At 73.5% G+C, this 18,484-nt stretch carries 16 protein-coding genes; 10 read left to right on the forward strand and 6 right to left on the reverse strand.

Annotation, left to right across the window (positions count from 1 at the left end; genetic code table 11):
- The first annotated feature begins 3 nt into the window (after positions 1-3).
- The 7 genes from mtrB (at position 4) to secA (ending at position 10,430) form a co-directional block, all read left to right on the forward strand.
- Positions 4-1,668, forward strand: coding sequence for an MtrAB system histidine kinase MtrB (mtrB, locus tag AC4MBH_RS19105; protein ID WP_491796977.1), 1,665 nt, complete (start codon positions 4-6; stop codon positions 1,666-1,668).
- The gene (locus AC4MBH_RS19110; protein ID WP_491796979.1) at positions 1,665-3,413 is read left to right on the forward strand and encodes an LpqB family beta-propeller domain-containing protein; all 1,749 of its coding nucleotides are present in this window, start codon (positions 1,665-1,667) and stop codon (positions 3,411-3,413) included. Before mtrB ends, AC4MBH_RS19110 begins: the two co-directional genes overlap by 4 nt.
- 66 nt (positions 3,414-3,479) lie before the next feature.
- On the forward strand, positions 3,480-4,256 hold the full coding sequence (locus tag AC4MBH_RS19115; RefSeq protein WP_491796981.1) for a ComF family protein: 777 nt from the start codon (positions 3,480-3,482) through the stop codon (positions 4,254-4,256).
- 343 nt (positions 4,257-4,599) lie between these two features.
- A complete protein-coding gene (gene hpf, locus AC4MBH_RS19120; protein ID WP_491796982.1) occupies positions 4,600-5,235 on the forward strand; it encodes a ribosome hibernation-promoting factor, HPF/YfiA family in 636 nt (211 codons plus the stop codon).
- Between the two features lie 17 nt (positions 5,236-5,252).
- Positions 5,253-5,945 carry a response regulator gene (locus AC4MBH_RS19125; RefSeq protein ID WP_491796984.1) on the forward strand — a complete coding sequence of 231 codons (693 nt, stop codon included), beginning with the start codon at positions 5,253-5,255 and terminating at the stop codon, positions 5,943-5,945.
- Between the two features lie 239 nt (positions 5,946-6,184).
- On the forward strand, positions 6,185-7,480 hold the full coding sequence (locus AC4MBH_RS19130; RefSeq protein WP_491796986.1) for a winged helix-turn-helix domain-containing protein: 1,296 nt from the start codon (positions 6,185-6,187) through the stop codon (positions 7,478-7,480).
- Between the two features lie 61 nt (positions 7,481-7,541).
- Positions 7,542-10,430, forward strand: a complete 2,889-nt coding sequence (secA, locus tag AC4MBH_RS19135) for a preprotein translocase subunit SecA (RefSeq protein ID WP_491796988.1) — start codon at positions 7,542-7,544, stop codon at positions 10,428-10,430.
- Between the two features lie 7 nt (positions 10,431-10,437).
- Here secA and AC4MBH_RS19140 read toward each other — a convergent pair whose 3' ends face one another.
- Positions 10,438-10,935: an Rv3235 family protein gene (locus AC4MBH_RS19140; protein WP_491796989.1), complete on the reverse strand. Its 498-nt coding sequence runs from the start codon at positions 10,933-10,935 to the stop codon at positions 10,438-10,440.
- Entirely contained in the window at positions 10,932-11,555 is a 624-nt protein-coding gene (locus AC4MBH_RS19145) for a LysM peptidoglycan-binding domain-containing protein (protein ID WP_491796990.1), read from the reverse strand. The genes AC4MBH_RS19140 and AC4MBH_RS19145 overlap by 4 nt, the downstream gene beginning before the upstream one ends.
- A gap of 129 nt (positions 11,556-11,684) precedes the next feature.
- Here AC4MBH_RS19145 and AC4MBH_RS19150 point away from each other — a divergent pair, with 129 nt between their 5' ends.
- Positions 11,685-12,221 (forward strand): hypothetical protein, encoded by a 537-nt coding sequence (locus tag AC4MBH_RS19150; protein WP_491796991.1) that lies wholly within the window; start codon positions 11,685-11,687, stop codon positions 12,219-12,221.
- Here the strand turns inward: AC4MBH_RS19150 and AC4MBH_RS19155 are convergent.
- Both AC4MBH_RS19155 and AC4MBH_RS19160 read right to left on the reverse strand, forming a co-directional pair.
- Positions 12,218-12,553 carry a sec-independent translocase gene (locus AC4MBH_RS19155; protein WP_491796992.1) on the reverse strand — a complete coding sequence of 112 codons (336 nt, stop codon included), beginning with the start codon at positions 12,551-12,553 and terminating at the stop codon, positions 12,218-12,220. The two genes, AC4MBH_RS19150 and AC4MBH_RS19155, sit on opposite strands and share 4 nt — an antisense overlap.
- A gap of 9 nt (positions 12,554-12,562) precedes the next feature.
- On the reverse strand, positions 12,563-13,726 hold the full coding sequence (locus AC4MBH_RS19160) for an Mrp/NBP35 family ATP-binding protein (RefSeq protein ID WP_491796993.1): 1,164 nt from the start codon (positions 13,724-13,726) through the stop codon (positions 12,563-12,565).
- A 134-nt stretch (positions 13,727-13,860) separates the two neighbouring features.
- On the opposite strand from AC4MBH_RS19160, the gene AC4MBH_RS19165 reads away from it, so the two are divergent.
- Positions 13,861-15,924 carry a sulfatase gene (locus tag AC4MBH_RS19165; protein ID WP_491796994.1) on the forward strand — a complete coding sequence of 688 codons (2,064 nt, stop codon included), beginning with the start codon at positions 13,861-13,863 and terminating at the stop codon, positions 15,922-15,924.
- 57 nt (positions 15,925-15,981) lie between these two features.
- The gene (locus AC4MBH_RS19170) at positions 15,982-16,566 is read left to right on the forward strand and encodes a hypothetical protein (protein ID WP_491796995.1); all 585 of its coding nucleotides are present in this window, start codon (positions 15,982-15,984) and stop codon (positions 16,564-16,566) included.
- Between the two features lie 12 nt (positions 16,567-16,578).
- Here the strand turns inward: AC4MBH_RS19170 and AC4MBH_RS19175 are convergent, their stop codons facing one another.
- Positions 16,579-17,166: a DUF1003 domain-containing protein gene (locus AC4MBH_RS19175; protein ID WP_491796996.1), complete on the reverse strand. Its 588-nt coding sequence runs from the start codon at positions 17,164-17,166 to the stop codon at positions 16,579-16,581.
- On the reverse strand, positions 17,159-18,439 hold the full coding sequence (locus tag AC4MBH_RS19180) for a magnesium transporter MgtE N-terminal domain-containing protein (RefSeq protein ID WP_491796997.1): 1,281 nt from the start codon (positions 18,437-18,439) through the stop codon (positions 17,159-17,161). Before AC4MBH_RS19180 ends, AC4MBH_RS19175 begins: the two co-directional genes overlap by 8 nt.
- Positions 18,440-18,484 lie beyond the last annotated feature (45 nt).

Here is an 18,484-nt window from a genome sequence, read left to right on the forward strand (position 1 = left end):
CCCGTGGCCGGCCCGCGGCGCCGTCCCCGCCTGCCCCACGGCGTACGCCGGGCACTGACGTTCTGGCGGCGCTCGACCCAGGCGCGCGTCGTGGTCAGCACCCTGGTGCTCTCGGCCGTGGTGATCAGCGCGGTCGGCTGGTTCCTGCTCCGCGAGACCCGCGACGGGCTGCTCGACAACCGCGTCGACACCGTCGTCGCCGAGTCGGTCAACGAGACCACCGACGCCGAGGAGCGGCTCGCCGCGGCCTCCGGCCTGCAGCGCGACGTCGCCGCCCAGCTGCGGGTCCTCGCCGGCCCGATCATCGAGCGCGGCCAGACCCGCGGCTACAGCGTCGTGCTGGCCGGGCCGGTCGACACCGGCAGCCCGATCGAGCAGGGGGTGGCCAGCTCGAGCGCCGGGCTCGACCTGGCCGCGAGCGTGCCGGCCGACCTGCAGGCGCGGCTGTCGTCGATCGGGGCGCCGCCCGCCTGGACCTACACCCGGATCGTCACCCGCGACGGCGGCGAGGTCGTCGACCACGGTCCCGGCGTGGCGGTGGGGTCGCAGGTCCGGCTGCCGGCCGACGGGAAGACCTACGCGCTCTACCTGCTCTACCCCCTCGACGACGAGCAGCAGACCCTCGACCTGGTCACCCGGGCGCTGCTGACGGCGGCCGTCCTGCTCCTGGTGCTGGTCGCGGGCCTGACCTGGCTGGTGACCCGGCAGGTCGTCGCGCCCGTCCGGCTCGCCCGGCAGGTTGCCGAGCGCCTCGCGGCCGGCCGGCTCCAGGAGCGGCTGCGGGTCCGGGGCGAGGACGACATCGCGCGGCTCGCGACGTCGTTCAACCAGATGGCCAGCAACCTCCAGCGCCAGATCCGCCAGCTGGAGGAGCTGAGCCGGGTGCAGCGCCGCTTCGTCTCCGACGTCTCCCACGAGCTGCGCACCCCGCTCACGACCGTCCGGATGGCCGGCGACGTCCTGCACGACGCCCGCGGGCGGTTCGACCCCGGCACGGCCCGCGCCGCCGAGCTGCTGCAGACCGAGCTCGACCGGTTCGAGGTCCTCCTGGCCGACCTCCTGGAGATCAGCCGGTTCGACGCGGGTGCCGCCGTCCTCGACCTCGAGGACGTCAACCTGGGCGACGTGGTGCGCCGTGTCATCGACAGCACCCGGGCCCTGGCCGACCAGCGTGGCGTGACCATCGCGATCGAGGACGCCGGCCGGCCCTGCCTCGCGGAGGCCGACGGGCGCCGCGTCGAGCGGATCGTGCGCAACCTGCTCACCAACGCGATCGACCACGCCGCCGTCGGGGGCCGCGAGCCGGGCGTGGTGGTGCGGCTCGACGCCGACGACGACGCCTCCGTCGTCGCGGTGCGCGACTACGGCGTCGGCCTCGAGCCGGGGGAGTCGGCCATGGTCTTCAACCGGTTCTGGCGCGCCGACCCGGCCCGGGCCCGCACCAGCGGCGGCACCGGCCTCGGGCTCTCGATCGCCCTGGAGGACACCCACCTGCACGGGGGCTGGCTGCAGGCCTGGGGACGTCCGGGCGCCGGCGCGCAGTTCCGGCTCACCCTGCCGCGCCGTGCCGGGTTCGCCCTGCGCCGCAGCCCGCTGCCGCTGCAGCCCGCGGACGCCGTCGACGCCTCCGACGAGCGGACCGGACGACCGAGCGGAGCCTGGCGGTGAGGCGCGCGGTGGTGGGGCTGGTGCTGCTGCTCACCGGGCTGGTCGGTGCCGGGTGCACCGGGCTGCCCGACGCCGGACCGGTCGTCGACGCCGGCGCCAGCTCGTCGGTCGACGACGACCGCGCCCCCGACTACAACGCCGTCCCGCCGACCGAGGGGATGAGCTCGACCGCCGTCGTCGAGGGTTTCCTCGACGCGATGACGGCCTCGCCGATCCGCGCCGACGTGGCCCGGCAGTTCCTCACCGCCTCGGCCGCCGCGGAGTGGGAGCCGGAGGCGTCGACGATCGTCTACGACGCCAACCAGCCGCCGCAGGACGAGCGGCTCCAGGTCACCGTCGAGCTGCTCGCGGCCGAGCGGCTCAGCCGGTCGGGTGCCTTCCTGGGCCGGCTGTCCCCGGAGGAGGCGACGCTGCGCCTCGAGCTCTCCCTGGAGGACGGCGAGTACCGGATCGCCAACCCGCCGGACGCCCTGGTCGTGCCGCGCGAGTGGTTCGTCCAGCGCTTCCGGCCGGCCTCGCTGTACTTCTTCGACCCGACCGGCCGCATCCTGGTGCCCGAGCCCGTCTTCGTGCCGCGCGGTGAGCAGCTCGCCTCGAGCCTGGTCGCCCGGCTGCTCCAGGGCCCCGGCCGCGACCTGGAACGGGTGGTGCGCTCCTACGTGCCGGCGGGCCTCGACCCGGGGCTCTCGGTCCCCGTCTCCGACGACGGCGTCGCCGAGGTCGACCTCGGAGGTGGGCCCGAGGTCGACCTCGGGGTGACCAGCGGCGAGCAGCTGCTCGCACAGCTGGCGGCGACGCTGCGCCAGGAGCCGCGCATCCGGTCGCTCCGCGTCACCCTGGGCGGTCAGGTGGTGCGCGGACCCGGCGGCGACGAGCTCTACCCCGTCGAGGAGTCCGACCCGTTCGGTCCCAACGGACCCGACCCGTCCGAGGACCTGTACGCCGTGCAGGACCGGGTCCTGAACGTCCGCGACGACACCACGTTCGAGCCGGTCCCCGGCCCGTTCGGCACGGGCAGGACGCCGTTGCGCACCGCCACCGTCAACCTCGACGACACGCGGGCCGCCGGCGTCGGGCTCGGCGGCCGGAGCCTGCTCGTCGCCGACCTGGCCACCCCGCCGGACGACGCCGAGGAGCCGCCGGTGACCGTCGCCCTGCGCGGCACCGAGCTGCTGCCGCCCGCCTGGGACTTCGCCGACCGGATCTGGGTGGTCGACCGCACCCCGCAGGGCGCCGTGGTCCACGTGCTGGCCGAGGGCCGCGACCGGGTGCTCGACGTGCAGGGCGTCAGCGGCGCCGACGTCCGGTCCTTCCTGGTCTCGCGCGACGGCACCCGGGTGGTGGCCGTCGTCGGCAAGCGCGCCCGGCTCGTCGTGGGACGGGTGGAGATGGACGACACCGGCGCGGTCGGCCGGGTGCGTCGTACCCGGCCGATCGACGTGCAGCCCAACCTGCCGCTGCGCATCGACGACGTCGCGTGGACCTCGCCGACCACCGTCGCGCTGCTGACGCCGATCGCCGGCGACGAGGTCTACGAGGTGCGCACCGTCGGCGTGGACGGGTCGCCCGGGGTCTCCGAGCTGGCGCAGGTGCCCGTCCGCGGGCCCGTCTCCGGCCTGGCCGGGTCGCCGGTCCTCGGGCTGCCGACGTACGTGGTGACCCCGACGAGCCTGGTCGACCTCGTCGACGGCCGCAGCTACGGCTTCGCGGGCAACCCGCCCACCCACGTCGGCTACGCCGGCTGAGCGGCGTCCTCCACAGCCCGGCGCCGGTCCCTGGTCGGCCGGCGCCGCACCTGGTCCGATCGGGGCATGGCCTCCCTGCGCGACGCCGCGTCCGACCTGCTGCTCGGCGGCTCGTGCCTGGGCTGCGGTGTGCCCGGGCGACTGGTCTGCCCCGGCTGCCGGGCCGGCCTGCCGAGCACCGCGACACCCCACTGGCCGACCCCACCGCCGCCGGGGCTGGTGGCGCCGTACGCCGTGGCGCCCTACGACGGGCTGGTCCGCGCCCTCGTGCTGGGGCACAAGGAGCACCGGCTCCTCGCGCTCACCCCGGTGCTCGGCCGGCTGCTCGCCCGCTCGGTGGCGGCGGCGCTGCGCGATGCCGGGGTGGGGGCCGGGGTGGGGGCCGACGCCGGGGGAGCGGTGGTGCTGGTCCCCGTCCCCTCGCGGCGGGCCGCGGTCCGCGCGCGCGGGCACGACCCGATGCTCGCCACCACCCGGGCCGCGGCGCGGGCGCTGGGGGCCCCGGCCACGGTGGCGACGCTGCTGCGCACCCGGCCGGGCGTCGTCGACCAGGCCGGGCTCGGCCGCGACGACCGGCGCGCCAACCTGGCCGGCTCGATGGCCGTGCGCGGTGCGGCGCTGCGGTCGCTGGCCCGCCGTGGGGTGCGAGCCCACGTCGTCGTGTGCGACGACGTGCTCACCACCGGGAGCACCGCCCGCGAGGCCCAGCGCGCGCTGGCGGCGGTCGGCGTCGAGGTGCTCGCGGTGGCCGTGGTGGCGGCGACCGCCCGACGTTCGCCCGCGAGGGTGGATCGCGGTCCCAACTGCGACCCAGAGGTTCCGCCCCTGGGACACACCCACTAACGTCTGTTCATGGAGTCCGTCCGGGTCCGTGGTTGCGTCGTCCCGGGTTCCGACCCGTGCCGGCAAGCCGATGCCAGTCGCAGGCAAAACGGCCCACGTAACTCCTCGCCCTCGCGGGCAGGAGGATCACGGTGCGGCTTAGTGGTAAGTCCTGCCCCGTCCCGGCCGTCAGATGCGGCCTGCCCCCGTGCCGTCAGGTGCTGGGGGCGTCGGGAGAAGGCCAGTAGTGGCACTGAGCTGCGAGAGCCTCAGCAGGCGGTTGTGGGGTCGAAGACCAGGTCGGCCGGACGGGCTCCTCTGCACGCGCACCACCGAGAAACCAATCGCTAGCGGGAGGTTCACCATGGATGTTGTCGTCACCGGGCGTCACTGCGAGATCACGGACTCGTTCCGGGGTCACTGCGAGGAGAAGCTGGCCAAGCTCGAGAAGCACGACCACCGGATCCAGCGGATCGACGTCGAGGTCAACTGCGAGGCCAACCCCCGTCAGCAGGAGAAGTCCGTCCACGTCGAGCTGACGGCGTTCTCCAAGGGGCCCGTGGTCCGCGCCGAGGCCGCTGCCGACCACCAGATGGGCGCCCTCGACCTCGCGATCGACAAGATGGCCGCGCAGATGCGCCGCGCCGCCGACCGCCGCCGCGTCCACCACGGCCGCCGGGCGCCCGTCTCGGTGGGGCAGGCCCTCGCCGAGGTCGAGACCCTGCCGATCGAGACGTCGGACGTCGAGTCCGCCGACGCCCAGGACCGCGCGGTCGGACCGATCGACGTGGTCGGCGACGGCCCGCTGGTGGTGCGGGAGAAGACCCACGCCGCCGAGCCGATGACGCTGGACCAGGCGATGTACGAGATGGAGCTGGTCGGGCACGACTTCTACCTCTTCGTCGACAAGGAGAGCGAGCGTCCGTCGGTCGTCTACCTCCGCAAGGGCTACGACTACGGCGTGATCTCGCTCGACCTGAGCGGCGACACCGAGTCCTGACGTGGGATAGTCGTCGCGTGCCCGACGTCGCAGGACAGTCCCAGACGCCCGAGCGGGAGCCGATCCGGGTGCTGGTGGTCGACGACCAGCAGCTCTTCCGTCGCGGCCTCACGATGCTCCTCGCGGTCGAACCCGGCCTCGAGGTCGTCGGCGAGGCCGGCGACGGCGTCGAGGGCACGACCCTGGCCGAGACCGCCGCGCCCGACGTGGTGCTCCTCGACGTCCGGATGCCCAAGCGCTCGGGCATCGAGGCCTGCCTGGCCATCAAGCAGGCGGTCCCGTCGGCGAAGATCATCATGCTCACCGTCTCCGACGAGGAGGCCGACCTCTACGAGGCCGTCAAGAGCGGCGCCTCCGGCTACCTGCTCAAGGACTCCTCGATCGAGGAGGTCGCCCAGGCCATCCGGGTCGTCGCCGACGGCCAGTCGCTGATCAGCCCCTCGATGGCGATCAAGCTGATCGACGAGTTCAAGCAGATGTCGCGTCCCGAGCGCGAGACCGGTCCGGCGCTGCGCCTGACCGAGCGCGAGCTCGACGTGCTGCGCCTGGTCGCCCAGGGCCTCAGCAACAAGGAGATCGCCGCGCGGCTGTTCATCAGCGAGAACACGGTCAAGAACCACGTGCGCAACATGCTGGAGAAGCTGCAGCTGCACTCCCGCATGGAGGCCGTCATGTACGCCGTCCGCGAGAACCTGCTCGAGCTGCCCTGAGGTAGTGCCGCTCGGACGAGCCCGCGAGGCCGTGCGGCTCGAGCTCAGGACCAGCAGCGAAGGTCGAGGAGCGTCGGCTGGCGGCGACGGAGGAGCCGGCAGCGACGCGTCTCGAAACCCCCGGGCGTTCCTCGGTGCGGTAGCGCTCGTCTGGGTCTCGAGACAGTTGCTAGCGCAACTTCCTCGACCGGCGTACATCAGGACGCGGATTGTCCGCCGCGTCCGGTAGAACCGACACCGTGACCCCGACGACGACCCAGACGCTGTCCCGCGCCCAGGCGCGCCGGGTGGCGCTGGCGGCGCAGGGGTTCCTCGACCGCCCGCACGTGCCGCCCACCATGCGCACGCTGGCGCGCACGGTGGCGCGGACCGGGGTGCTGCAGGTCGACTCGGTCAACGTCTTCGCGCGGGCCCACCAGATGCCGTTGTACTCGCGGATGGGTCCCTACGACACCGGGCTGCTCGACCGGGCGGCGTCGGGGCGGCAGCAGCGGCGGCTGGTGGAGTACTGGGCGCACGTCCAGGCGTTCATGCCGGTGGAGCTGTGGCCGGCGATGGCCCACCGGCGGGAGGCCTACCGGGCGCGGCGGGGCAAGTGGTCCTTCGTGGCCGAGGACGACGACCTCGAGGTCCGGCTGCTGGCCGAGCTGGCCGAGCGCGGGCCGTCGACGTCGCGCGACCTCGACGACGGGCTGCCGCGCAGCAAGGAGCACTGGGGCTGGAACTGGTCCCGGACCCGCCGGGTGCTCGACTACCTCTACACCGCCGGCGAGGTCGCGATCGCCGGTCGCAACAACCAGTTCGAGATCAGGTACGCACTGCCCGAGCAGGTGCTGCCCGACAGCGTGCTGGCGGCGCCGGCCGTCACGGTCGAGGAGCAGCACCTCGCCCTGGTCCGGGCCGCGGCGCGCTCGCACGGGGTCGCCACCGTGCGCTGCCTGGCCGACTACTACCGGATGCGCACCGACGACACGGCCCGCGCCGTCGCCACCCTGGTCGCCGCCGGTGAGCTCGAGCCGGTGGCGGTCGAGGGGTGGCGGCGCCCGGCGTACCTCCACCGCGACGCGCGGCGACCGCGGGCGGCCGGGTTCGACGACGTCGCCACCCTGCTCAGCCCGTTCGACCCGGTGGTGTGGGAGCGCGAGCGGGCCGAGCAGCTCTTCGGCTTCCACTACCGCATCGAGATCTACACCCCGGCCGAGAAGCGGGTCCACGGCTACTACGTGCTGCCCTTCCTGCTGCGTGACGGGCTCGCCGCCCGCGTCGACCTCAAGGCAGACCGCGCCACCGGACGCCTGCTCGTCCCGGGCGCGTACGCCGAGCACGGCGCGCCCCCCGACACCGCCGCCGCGCTGGCCGCCGAGCTGCGACGCGCGGCGTCCTGGCTGGGTCTCGACGAGGTCGTGGTCGCCGGCCGGGGCGACCTGGCCCCGGCCCTGTCAGTCGAGGTGTCAGCCGAGGTGTCAGCCGAGGTGGCAGCCGAGATGGCGACCGACGTCGCCGCCGAGGAACGGTCCTCGGGCCCCGCTCGTTAGGATGGAACGCGGCCCCCTGGGCCCGCACCCCGACTTCAGCCGAACAGAGGATGTCACCGACGTGCCCGCCATCATCGACAAGCTCCTCCGCATCGGCGAGGGCAAGACGCTGCGCCAGCTCGAGACCCTCGCCAAGGCCGTCAACGCCATCGAGGACGAGTTCAAGGCGATGAGCGACGACGAGCTCCAGGCGATGACGGGGGAGTTCAAGGAGCGGCTGGCCGACGGGGCCACGCTCGACGACATCATGCCCGAGGCCTTCGCGACCGTCCGTGAGGCGTCGCGCCGGGTCACCGGCATGCGCCCGTTCGACGTCCAGATCATGGGTGGCGCCGCGCTGCACCTCGGCAACATCGCCGAGATGAAGACCGGTGAGGGCAAGACGCTGGTCGCGACCCTGCCGTCCTACCTCAACGCCCTGTCGGGCAAGGGCGTCCACGTCGTCACCGTCAACGACTACCTCGCCAAGTTCCAGTCCGAGCAGATGGGCCGCATCCACCACTTCCTCGGCCTCACCGTCGGGGTGATCCTGCCGCAGATGCGCCCGGCCGAGCGCCGCGAGGCCTACGCCTGCGACATCACCTACGGCACCAACAACGAGCTCGGCTTCGACTACCTGCGCGACAACATGGCCGGCTCCATCGAGGAGTGCGTCCAACGCGGCCACAACTTCGCGGTCGTCGACGAGGTCGACTCGATCCTCATCGACGAGGCGCGGACCCCGCTGATCATCAGCGGTCCGACCCAGGACGAGGTGAAGTGGTACGACGAGTTCGCCAAGATCGCCACCAAGCTCGTCCTCGACGAGGACTACGAGGTCGACGAGAAGAAGCGCACCATCTCGGTGCTCGAGCCCGGCATCACCAAGGTGGAGGACCACCTCGGCATCGACAACCTCTACGAGTCGGTCAACACCCCGCTGATCTCGTTCCTGAACAACTCCATCAAGGCCAAGGAGCTGTTCCGCAACGACAAGGAGTACGTCGTCATCGACGGCGAGGTGCTCATCGTCGACGAGCACACCGGCCGCATGCTCGCCGGCCGGCGCTACAACGACGGCCTGCACCAGGCGATCGAGGCCAAGGAGGGCGTGCAGGTCCGCGAGGAGTACCAGACGCTCGCCACGATCACGCTGCAGAACTACTTCCGCCTCTACGACAAGCTCTCCGGCATGACCGGTACGGCCATGACCGAGGCCTCGGAGTTCGACAAGATCTACAGCCTCGGCGTCGTCCCGATCCCCACCAACAAGCCGATGGTGCGGGCGGACCAGGCCGACCTCGTCTACCGCACCGAGGAGGCGAAGTACGACGCCGTCATCGAGGACATCGTCGAGCGCCACGAGCAGGGTCAGCCGGTCCTGATCGGCACGGTGTCGGTGGAGAAGTCGCAGTACCTCTCCGACAACCTCAAGAGCAAGGGCATCCCGCACTCGGTCCTCAACGCCAAGGTGCACGCCGACGAGGCCAAGATCGTCGCGATGGCCGGCCACAAGGGCGCCGTCACGGTCGCCACCAACATGGCCGGTCGAGGCACCGACATCATGCTCGGCGGCTCGGTGGAGTTCCTCGCCGACGCCGAGCTGCGCAAGCAGGGCCTCGAGCCGTCCGGCGAGACCGCCGAGGAGTACGACGCGGCCTGGCCCGACATGCTGGCCCGGATCAAGGAGCAGGTCGCCAACGAGCACGACGAGGTCCGCGACCTCGGCGGCCTCTACGTCGTCGGCACCGAGCGGCACGAGTCGCGCCGCATCGACAACCAGCTGCGCGGTCGGTCCGGTCGTCAGGGCGACCCCGGCGAGTCGCGGTTCTACCTCTCGCTCGAGGACGAGCTGATGCGGCTGTTCAAGTCCGAGTGGGTCGACCGGGTCCTGACCATGCTCAAGATCCCCGACGACGTCCCGATCGAGAACAAGCGGGTCACCAACGCGATCGCCAACGCCCAGGGCCAGGTCGAGTCGCAGAACTTCGAGTCCCGCAAGAACGTCCTGAAGTACGACGACGTGATGGACCGCCAGCGCAAGGTCATCTACCGCGAGCGCCGTGAGGTGCTCGAGGGCGCCGACATCGAGGACCAGGTCCGCGAGTTCATCGACGACGTCGTCGAGGGCACCGTGCGCGGCTCGCTCGAGGACTTCGCCGAGGAGTGGGACCTCGAGCAGCTGTGGACCGCGCTCAAGCAGCTGTGGCCGGTCGGCGTGTCCTACGAGGAGCTGGTCGCCGAGGCCGGCGGCTCGCAGGGCGGGCTCGACAAGGACGAGCTCATCAAGACGCTCCAGATCGACGCGCAGGCCGCCTACAACGCCCGCGAGGCCGAGGTCGGCCCCGAGGTGATGCGCGAGCTGGAGCGCCGGGTGCTGCTCTCCGTGCTCGACCGCAAGTGGCGCGAGCACCTCTACGAGATGGACTACCTGCGCGAGGGCATCTACCTGCGCGCCTACAGCCAGCGCGACCCGCTCGTGGAGTACCAGCGCGAGGGCTTCGACATGTTCAACGCGATGATGGACGGCATCAAGGAGGAGGCCGTCGGCTTCCTGTTCAACCTCGAGGTCGAGGTCGAGGAGGAGCCCGCGGCCGACGACGACACCTACGACCCGTTCGGTCTGGGTGGCGGTGTCGGTGGCGGCGAGGCCGAGGTCGACGAGCCGCTGCGCCGCGAGCTCCCGTCGCAGGCCCAGCCTGCCCAGGCAGCCACGCCGACGTTGACCAAGGAGGCGCCGCACATCAAGGCCAAGGGCCTGGAGACCAAGCCGCTGCCGACCAACCTGCGCACCTCGGCGCCCAGCATCGACGGTGACAACGAGGTCGTCGAGAGCGACGCCGGGGCCCCCGTCGACGAGTACGCCGGGGTCGGGCGCAACGCCAAGTGCCCCTGCGGCTCGGGCAAGAAGTTCAAGATGTGCCACGGCGCCCCCGGCGGCCCGAAGGGTGTCACCGCGCGCATCGGCTGACGCCGGGTCAGGCGAACTCCAGGGCGGTGCAGACCCACCGCCCGGCTCGGCGCTCGAACCGGGCGGCGACGGCCCGCGACCGCTCGCCGTAGCGCACGTGGGCGCCGGTCTCGGCGACGTCGGCACGCACGAAGCAGGTGTGCACCGACAGCACCCGCGGTCGCACCGGCTGGGTGCGGGCGACGCCGGGGGCGTGCCCCCCGGCACGGGCGACCAGGTGCGCCCGCCGTTCGAGGTCGGCGTACACGTCGCGGCTGGTGTGGCGCAGCAGCTGGCTGCTCGGTCGGTCGCCGCCCACGATCTCGACGGCGGCCTGGACGAACCGGTGCGCCCACCCGTCGACCTCGCGCCGTCGGCGCAGGTCGGTGCCGGGGCGGCCGGGTGGGTCGAGCCGCGGCTCCAGGTCGAGGGCGAGGGTGCCCTGGGTGGCCGCCACGGGGATCGGCAGCCGCAGCGGCACGACGTTCTCGTGGAACAACGGGGCGGTGGTGGTGGTCGGGGTCATGTCGGCTCCTCTCGGGGTCCGGGCATCCGGAGGTGGAGACCCGGGTGGATCAGGTCGGGGTCGGGCCCGACGGCGTCGCGGTTGAGCTGGTAGAGCGCGGCGGTGGCCGCGGCGACCTCGGCGTCTGCGGCGTCGGGACGCAGTCCCGAGGCGGCGACCCGCCAGAGGCTGTCGCCGGGCCGGACGACCACCGTGCGGGCGGGGGCGGGGGCGGGTGACGGACCCGGCGCCCGGGCGGGGCCGACCGCACGGTCGGGGAACGGCAGGCCGTCGACGGACCCACCCGTGGGCCGGTCGACGGCGTCGTCGCCCGCGTGGGCGGCCGGCGCCGTCAGGGCCGCCACCCCGCACGCCGCGAGCAGGCCGCGCACCGCCCACCCCGGTACGCCGCGCACCCGCGCGACCGGCCGGCCGCCCGACCGGAGTGCCTGGACGACGACGACGGAGCCGACCAGCCACGCCCACACGGCGCACCCGGTGAGCGCGACGCCGGCCACGGAGGCGACGACCTCGTCGAACTCGCGCCCGGGCCGCACCGCGCCCCAGGACCACCAGGTGGCGGCGGCGGCCGTCGCGGAGACGGCGAGCCACACCAGGAGACAGCGGAGCCGGTGGTTCATCCCGAGACCTCGTGCGTCGATCTGTGCGTTTGCGCCTGTTTGCTTCGTTTGCGTCACTCAACGCTCGTTCGGGCTCGACGTCAACCGTTCGTGCACAGGGTCGAGGCCGAGGCGACATAGGGTCGGCGCGTGGTCTGGGAGGAGGAGCTCTTCGCGTTCCTCGACGACCTCGAGCAGCAGGCCGAGGGCCTCTACGACGCCGACCGGGCGCCCGAGCTCGCCGACCGAGAGCGCGCGGAGTACCAGCAGGTCGCGCTCGCCGCCCGGCTGATGGCCTCGGTCGACCGCGACGTCACCCTGCACGTGACCGGGGTCGGCCCGGTGGCCGGGCGTCTGGACCGGGTCGCCCAGGGCTGGTGCCTGGTGACCGGGCGCGGGCAGGACTGGATCGTCCGGCTGGCCGCCGTCGCCGCGGTCGACGGCGCCTCGGAGCGTGCGGTGCCCGAGGTCGCCTGGTCAGCCGTGGCCAGGCTCGGCGTCGGCTCGGCGCTGCGCCGGCTGGCCGACGCGGGGGAGCGGTGCGTCGTGCACCGCGTCGACGGGACGCGTCACGACGGCACCGTGCGGCGCGTGGGCCAGGACTTCGCCGAGGTCCTGGAGGGCGACCCGGCGCGCGTCACGCTCGTCGCCCACGCCGCGGTGGCGGCGGTGCAGAGCCTGGGCTAGGTGCTCTCGGGGTCGTACGGCGGGAGCTCGCCGTCCATCAGCGGGCGCAGGCCGCGCTTCTTCGGCTTGGCGGCCTCCTCGCCGGCGTCCTCCATCGCCTCGATGATGTGCTTGCGGACGATGGCCCGCGGGTCGAGGTCGCGCAGCTCGAGGTCGGCGAACTCGGGCCCGAGCTCCTCACGCAGGTCGTCGCGGGCGGAGTTGGCGAAGTCGCGGAGCTTGCGCAGGATCGCCCCGGCCTGCTTGGCCAGCTCGGGCAGCCGGTCGGGACCGAAGACGACGACGGCGACCAGCATGATCACCGCCAGCTCGGGCAGGCCGACCCCGAACACGACCCGGCCTCAGAACTTGCTGGTCGGCGTGAGGCCCAGCTGCATCCCGGCGAGGCCGCGGCCGCGTCCGGAGAGCCGGGAGGCGATCGAGCTCAGCTCGATCGCGGCGGGTGCCGTCGGGTCGGAGTCGACGATCGGCTTGCCGGCGTCGCCCCCCTCGCGCAGCGAGATGTCGAGGGGGATGCGGCCCAGCACCGGGACGTCGTAGCCGAACCGGGCGCCCAGCGTCGCGGCCACCCGGTCGCCGCCGCCGGACCCGAAGATCTCCAGCCGGTGGTCCTTGCCCTCGGGCGTGCAGTGCGGGCAGGGGAGGAAGCTCATGTTCTCGACGACGCCGACCACGCGCTGGTGCATCATCGAGGCCATCGTGCCGGCGCGCTCGGCCACCTCGGCCGCGGCCTCCTGCGGCGTGGTGACGACGAGGACCTCGGCGCCGGGCAGGTGCTGACCCAGCGAGATCGCCACGTCGCCGGTGCCCGGCGGCAGGTCGAGCAGCAGCACGTCGAGGTCGCCCCAGAAGACGTCGGAGAGCATCTGCACCAGGGCCCGGTCGAGCATCGGGCCACGCCACGCCACCACCTGGTCGCGCCGGGGCTTGAGCATCCCGATCGAGATGACCGAGACCCCCGACGGGGTCGGCACGGGCATGATCAGGTCGTCGACCTGGGTCGGCCGCGCGTCGCCCACACCGAGCATGGCCGGCACCGAGTGCCCGTAGATGTCGGCGTCCAGGACCCCCACCTGGAGGCCCTGCTTGGCCATCGACAGGGCGAGGTTGACGGTGACCGACGACTTGCCGACGCCGCCCTTGCCGCTGGCGATCGCGTAGACCTTGGTCAGGTTGCCGGGCTGGGAGAACGGGATCTCCCGCTGCGCCTGGCCGCCCTGGAGGGTCTCGCGCAGGCCGCTGCGCTGCTCGGCGGACATCACGCCCAGGGTGAGGTCGACGTCGGTGACGCCGGCGACCTTGTTCAGCGCGCCGTTGACGTCACGGGTGATGGTGTCCTTGAGCGGGCACCCCGCGACGGTGAGGAGCACCGTGAGCCGGACCAGCCCCTGGTCGGTGATCTCGACCGTGTCGACCATGCCGAGCTCGGTGATCGGGCGCTTGATCTCGGGGTCCTGGACGGTGGCGAGAGCTGCGTCGACCTGCTCACGGGTGGGTGCAGTCATGATGCCCCGAGTCTAGGTGACCGGCGGTGGGTCGCCGCGCGCCGGTGAGCCCCCGGCCGTGTGTTCCGCGTCTCCACCGGACCCCCGTGGTAGAACCGGTCGACCGACTCCGGCGTGACTGAGATGAGGCTTGCGTGGCAGATCAGCCGGTCGGGCCCCGACCAGCGCGACGGGCGGTGCTCGCCGGGCTCGCGGCGGCCGGGCTGGGCGCGGCCGGTGTCACGGCCTGGCGCACGCGCGGCGGCGAGGCGGACGTCGTCGTCCGCCCGGGCCGGACCGGGCTCCGCGGTCGAGCGCCGGCCAACATCGTGGTGATCTCGATCGACGACCTCGGGTGGGCCGAGCTCGGCTGCTACGGCAACAGCTTCAACGAGACCCCGCACATCGACGCCCTGGCCGACCGGGGCGTGCGGTTCACGCAGGCCTACGCCGCGGCCCCGGTGTGCTCACCGACGCGCGCCGCCCTGGTGACCGGCCGCTACCCCGCTCGCACCGGCGTGACCGACTTCCTGCGCCGGGCGAACGCGGTCAGTGACGCGTTCCTGGCGCCGGACCACCCCACGGTGGCGACCATGCTCGAGCCGCACGGCTACGTGTCCGGGCTCATCGGCAAGTGGCACCTGGGCTCCACCTACGCGGGGCCGTACGACGAGCGACCCGGCAACCCGTTCGACCACGGGTTCGACGAGGTGCTGCTGAGCGAGGAGCGCTACGTCGCCGGCGGCGACTACGTGCACCCCTACGCGCACCTACCGTCGGTGTCGGCCCGGGAGCCGGGGGAGTACCTGACCGCCCGTCTCGGGCTCGAGGCCGTCGACTTCGTCAACCGGCACGCCGACCAGCCGTTCTTCGTGCACCTGTCCAACTACGCCGTGCACCAGGTGCTGCAGCCCGAGCCCGGGTTGCGCCGCACGTACGGCGCCAAGCCGGGCGCCGAGGAACGGGCCAACCGCCCCCGTCTCGCGGCCGTCCTCGCGGAGGTCGACGCCCAGGTGGGCGCCGTCGTCGAGGCCCTGCGCGAGCGCGGCATCGCCGACCTCACGCTGGTGGTCGTCACCTCCGACAACGGAGGCCCCCACCGCCCGTCCAACCTGCCCCTGCGCGGCGGGAAGGGCTGGCTCCTCGAGGGCGGCATCCGGGTGCCGATGGTCGCGGCGTGGGCCGGTGACCCACCGGGCAGCGGACGCGACGTCACCGCGCCCGTCAACACCGTCGACCTGCTCCCCACCTGCATCGACCTCGCGGGTGGCCGCAGCGAGCGCCGCGACGGCCTCGACGGCCTCAGCCTCGCCTCGATCTTCCTGGAGGGGCAGCCGAGCGCAGCGCTCGCGGCCCGCGAGGCGCTCTACTGGGTCTACCCCCACCACCTCGGCCAGGCCCGCCCGCACGCCGCGGTGCGGTCGGGCGACGTCAAGCTCATCGAGCAGCTGCGCGACGGCAGCGTCGAGCTCTACGACGTCGTGCGTGACCCGGGGGAGGGGACCGACCTGGCGGTGAGCCGCCCCGCCGAGGTCCGTCGGCTCCGCGCCCTGCTCGCCCGGCACCTGCGCGAGGTCGACGTCGTCCCGCACGCCCCCGGGAGCGCGACGTACGCCGTGCCCGAGCCACCGGCGGGCTGGGCCGACGCGACGGTCGTGGCGCTCGGCGGCCTGGCGCCCGCAGCCCCCGCGCCCCTCGCGGGCGGGCGGGTGCGGATCGCGGGACGAGGCGCGGGCCGGGCGGCCGCGCTCCTCCGCTCACCGAGGGCCCCGGGCTCGGGCACGGTGGCCGCCGCGCTCGGCCTCGGCGGGTTCGGGGCACGCGGCGCGGGTGCCGAGGCGTTCCTGGGACTGCTCGCCGACGCCGACAACTACGTCGTCGTCCGCTACGACCACGATCGGCGCGGCGTCGGCTGGGACCTCGTGGTCGACGGCGAGCGCCGCGACGAGGGCGCCGAGCGCCTCGACTCGATGGACGGCACCGTCGACCTGTCCGGCCCGGGCGCCCGGCTGGGGTTCGTGCTGCGCGGCAGCACGGTCGCGGCGTGGGCCGACCAGGGACGCGGGGCCCCGTGGGAGTTCCTGTTCAAGGTCGACACGACCGGCGCCCTCGACCTCCGCGAGCGGTCCGTGCGGTCGACCACGCGCTACGCTGCCGGTGCGTCCGTACGCCGCGGAGCGGTCGTCCTGGGTCAGCTCGAGGCCGCCCGCGCCCGGTGAGGCGTCGGGGCCGCGCGTGTGCCGGGGCCGACGGACCGAACCTCGAAGGAGCCCCCTGTGGACCACGTGCCGTTCCGCACCGTCGGCGTCGGCGTGCTGCTGACCTCCCTCCTGCTCGTGGCCGGGTGCGGGTCGGAGTCCGGCACCACCCCGGTGGCCGACGACGCCTCGTCGACCTCACCGACCGCCCCGACCACGCCGACCGAGTCCGCCCCGACGGCCCCGCCGTCGTTCCCGACGGGGCTGCCCGTGCCCGCCCAGGAGGGGCCGAAGGCCTACCTCGAGCGGTTCCACGCCGAGCTGCTCGGCATGCAGGCCACCGGTGGCACCTCGGCGTTCCGTGCCACCTACACCGACTGCCCGACCTGTGACGCCCTGGCGCGGGAGGTCGAGGAGGTCTACGCCACCGGCGGCGAGGTCCTGCCCGGCCCGGCCGTGGTCTCCGACGTCACGATGGTGGCCGGCGACGACGACATCAAGATCTACCAGTTCGCCGTCCGGGCCGAGCCCGGCGAGGTCCGCGACCCCGCCGGCGAGATCCTGCGCGCGGTGCCGGGCGGGTGGCGCTACTACGAGGCCAACCTGGTGCGCGGGGACGACGGCGCCTGGGACGTGCAGCGGTTCCGGCTCCTGACGGAGTGACGTCGGCCGGCGCTAGGACCCCGGGGGAGGCGGCGGGCGGTCCTTGACGCGCTCGCGCAGGCCCGGGCCCTCGTCCAGCCCGCGTGCGACGTCGGCCACGCGGTCGTCGAGCTCGGCCAGCAGCGAGCGCAGCTCGGAGCGCACGTAGTCGCGGGTCGCGACCTCGCCGACGGCCATCCGGAGCGACGCCACCTCGCGGGCCAGGAACTCCATGTCGGCGTGGGCGCGGGCGTTGGCCTGCCGGTCCTGCTCGGCGATGACCTTGTCGCGCTGCTCCTGCCGGTTCTGGGCGAGCAGGATCAGCGGGGCGGCGTAGGACGCCTGCAGGCTGAGCATCAGGGTCAGGAAGATGAACGGGTAGCCGTCCCACTGCGCACCCCCGGGCAGCAGCGCGTTGGCCGCCACCCAGACCAGCACGAACAGCGTCATGTAGGCCAGGAAGGTCGCGGTCCCCATGAACCGGGCGAACTGCTCGGCGAAGACCCCGAAGGTGTCGGAGTCGTAGGCCGGCCGCCTCACGATCTGGCGCCGGTTGTCACGGGGGGTGTCGAGCCGCTCCCGGCGCTCGCGCGCCTCCGGGCGTCCCGGCCGCTCAGCCACGACGGCTCCCGTCGGGGGCGCTGCTCAGTGCGTGGTCGCGCCAGCCGGCCGGGAGCATGTGGTCGAGCAGGTCGTCGACGGTGACGGCGCCGAGCAGGTGGCCGTTCTCGTCGACCACGGGCGCGCAGACCAGGTTGTACGTCGCCAGGTGGGCCGCCACCTGGTCGATGGTCGCCTCGGGCCGCAGGTTCTCCATCGACTCGTCGAGGGCCCCGGCGACCAGGGTCGAGGGCGGCTCGCGGAGCAGCCGCTGGATGTGGGCGACGCCGATCAGGCGCCCGGTCGGCGTCTCCAGCGGCGGGCGGCAGACGTAGACCAGCGCGGCGAGGGCCGGGGTGAGGTCGGGGTTGCGCACGTGGGCCAGGGCGTCGGCGACCGTGGCGTCGGTGCCGAGCACCACCGGCTCGGGCGTCATCATCGCGCCGGCGGTGTTCTCGACGTACGACATCAGCCGCCGGACGTCCTCGGCCTCCTCGGGCTCCATCAGGCCGAGCAGGATCTCGGCGGTCTCGGGCGGGAGGTCGGCGATCAGGTCGGCGGCGTCGTCGGCCGACATCTCCTCGAGCACGTCGGCCGCGCGCTCGGTGTCGAGGCGCTCGAGGATGGCGACCTGGTCCTCCTCGGGCAGCTCCTCGAGCACGTCGGCCAGCCGCTCGTCGTCCAGCGCAGCCACCACCGCGGTCCGGCGCTCCACCGGCAGGTCGTGGATCATCGTCGCGGCGTCTGCCGGGCGCATCTCGTTGAGGGCGTGGAGGAGCGCGGTGGCGCCCTGGGTGTCGCCGCCCGGCTTGGCCAGCCCCTGCACGTCGCGCCACTCGACCACGTGGGTCTGACCCCGGCGCCGCAGGGCCTTGGCCGGCTCCTGCACCGCGACACGGCTCAGCACCCAGTCGCGGGTGCGGCCCTGCTCCATGCCGACGTCGTAGACCGTGCCGGCGATCCGGGTGTCCCCGCTGCCCGGGATCGTCACCTGTCGGTCGAGCATCTGGCCGATCACCAGCGTCTCGGTGGAGCGCTGCTCGAAGCGACGCATGTTGAGCAGGCCGGTGGTGTAGACCTGACCGCTGTCGACGTTGGTCACCCGCGTCATCGGCACGAAGATCCGGCGGCGTCCGAACACCTCGGCCACCAGGCCCAGCACCCGCGGCTGGCTGGCCTCGGAGCGCATCGTGACCACGAGGTCACGGACCTTGCCGACCTGGTCGCCCTGCGGGTCGAAGATCGGGAGCCCGACGAGACGCGCGGCGTACACGCGGGTGGGGGTGCTGCTCACGGGTCCTCCTCCCGTCGGTGTCTCACCGACCAGATTCAACCACCC

It is taken from the genome of Nocardioides sp. WJ219 (assembly GCF_058559815.1).

Bases quoted from the DNA above. Each gene is read 5' to 3' on its own strand.
- AC4MBH_RS19115 (WP_491796981.1), top strand. From the start codon at position 3,480: ATGGCCTCCCTGCGCGACGCCGCGTCCGACCTGCTGCTCGGCGGCTCG.
- hpf (WP_491796982.1), top strand. From the start codon at position 4,600: ATGGATGTTGTCGTCACCGGGCGTCACTGCGAGATCACGGACTCGTTC.
- AC4MBH_RS19140 (WP_491796989.1), bottom strand. From the start codon at position 10,935: ATGACCCCGACCACCACCACCGCCCCGTTGTTCCACGAGAACGTCGTG.
- AC4MBH_RS19145 (WP_491796990.1), bottom strand. From the start codon at position 11,555: ATGAACCACCGGCTCCGCTGTCTCCTGGTGTGGCTCGCCGTCTCCGCG.
- AC4MBH_RS19160 (WP_491796993.1), bottom strand. From the start codon at position 13,726: ATGACTGCACCCACCCGTGAGCAGGTCGACGCAGCTCTCGCCACCGTC.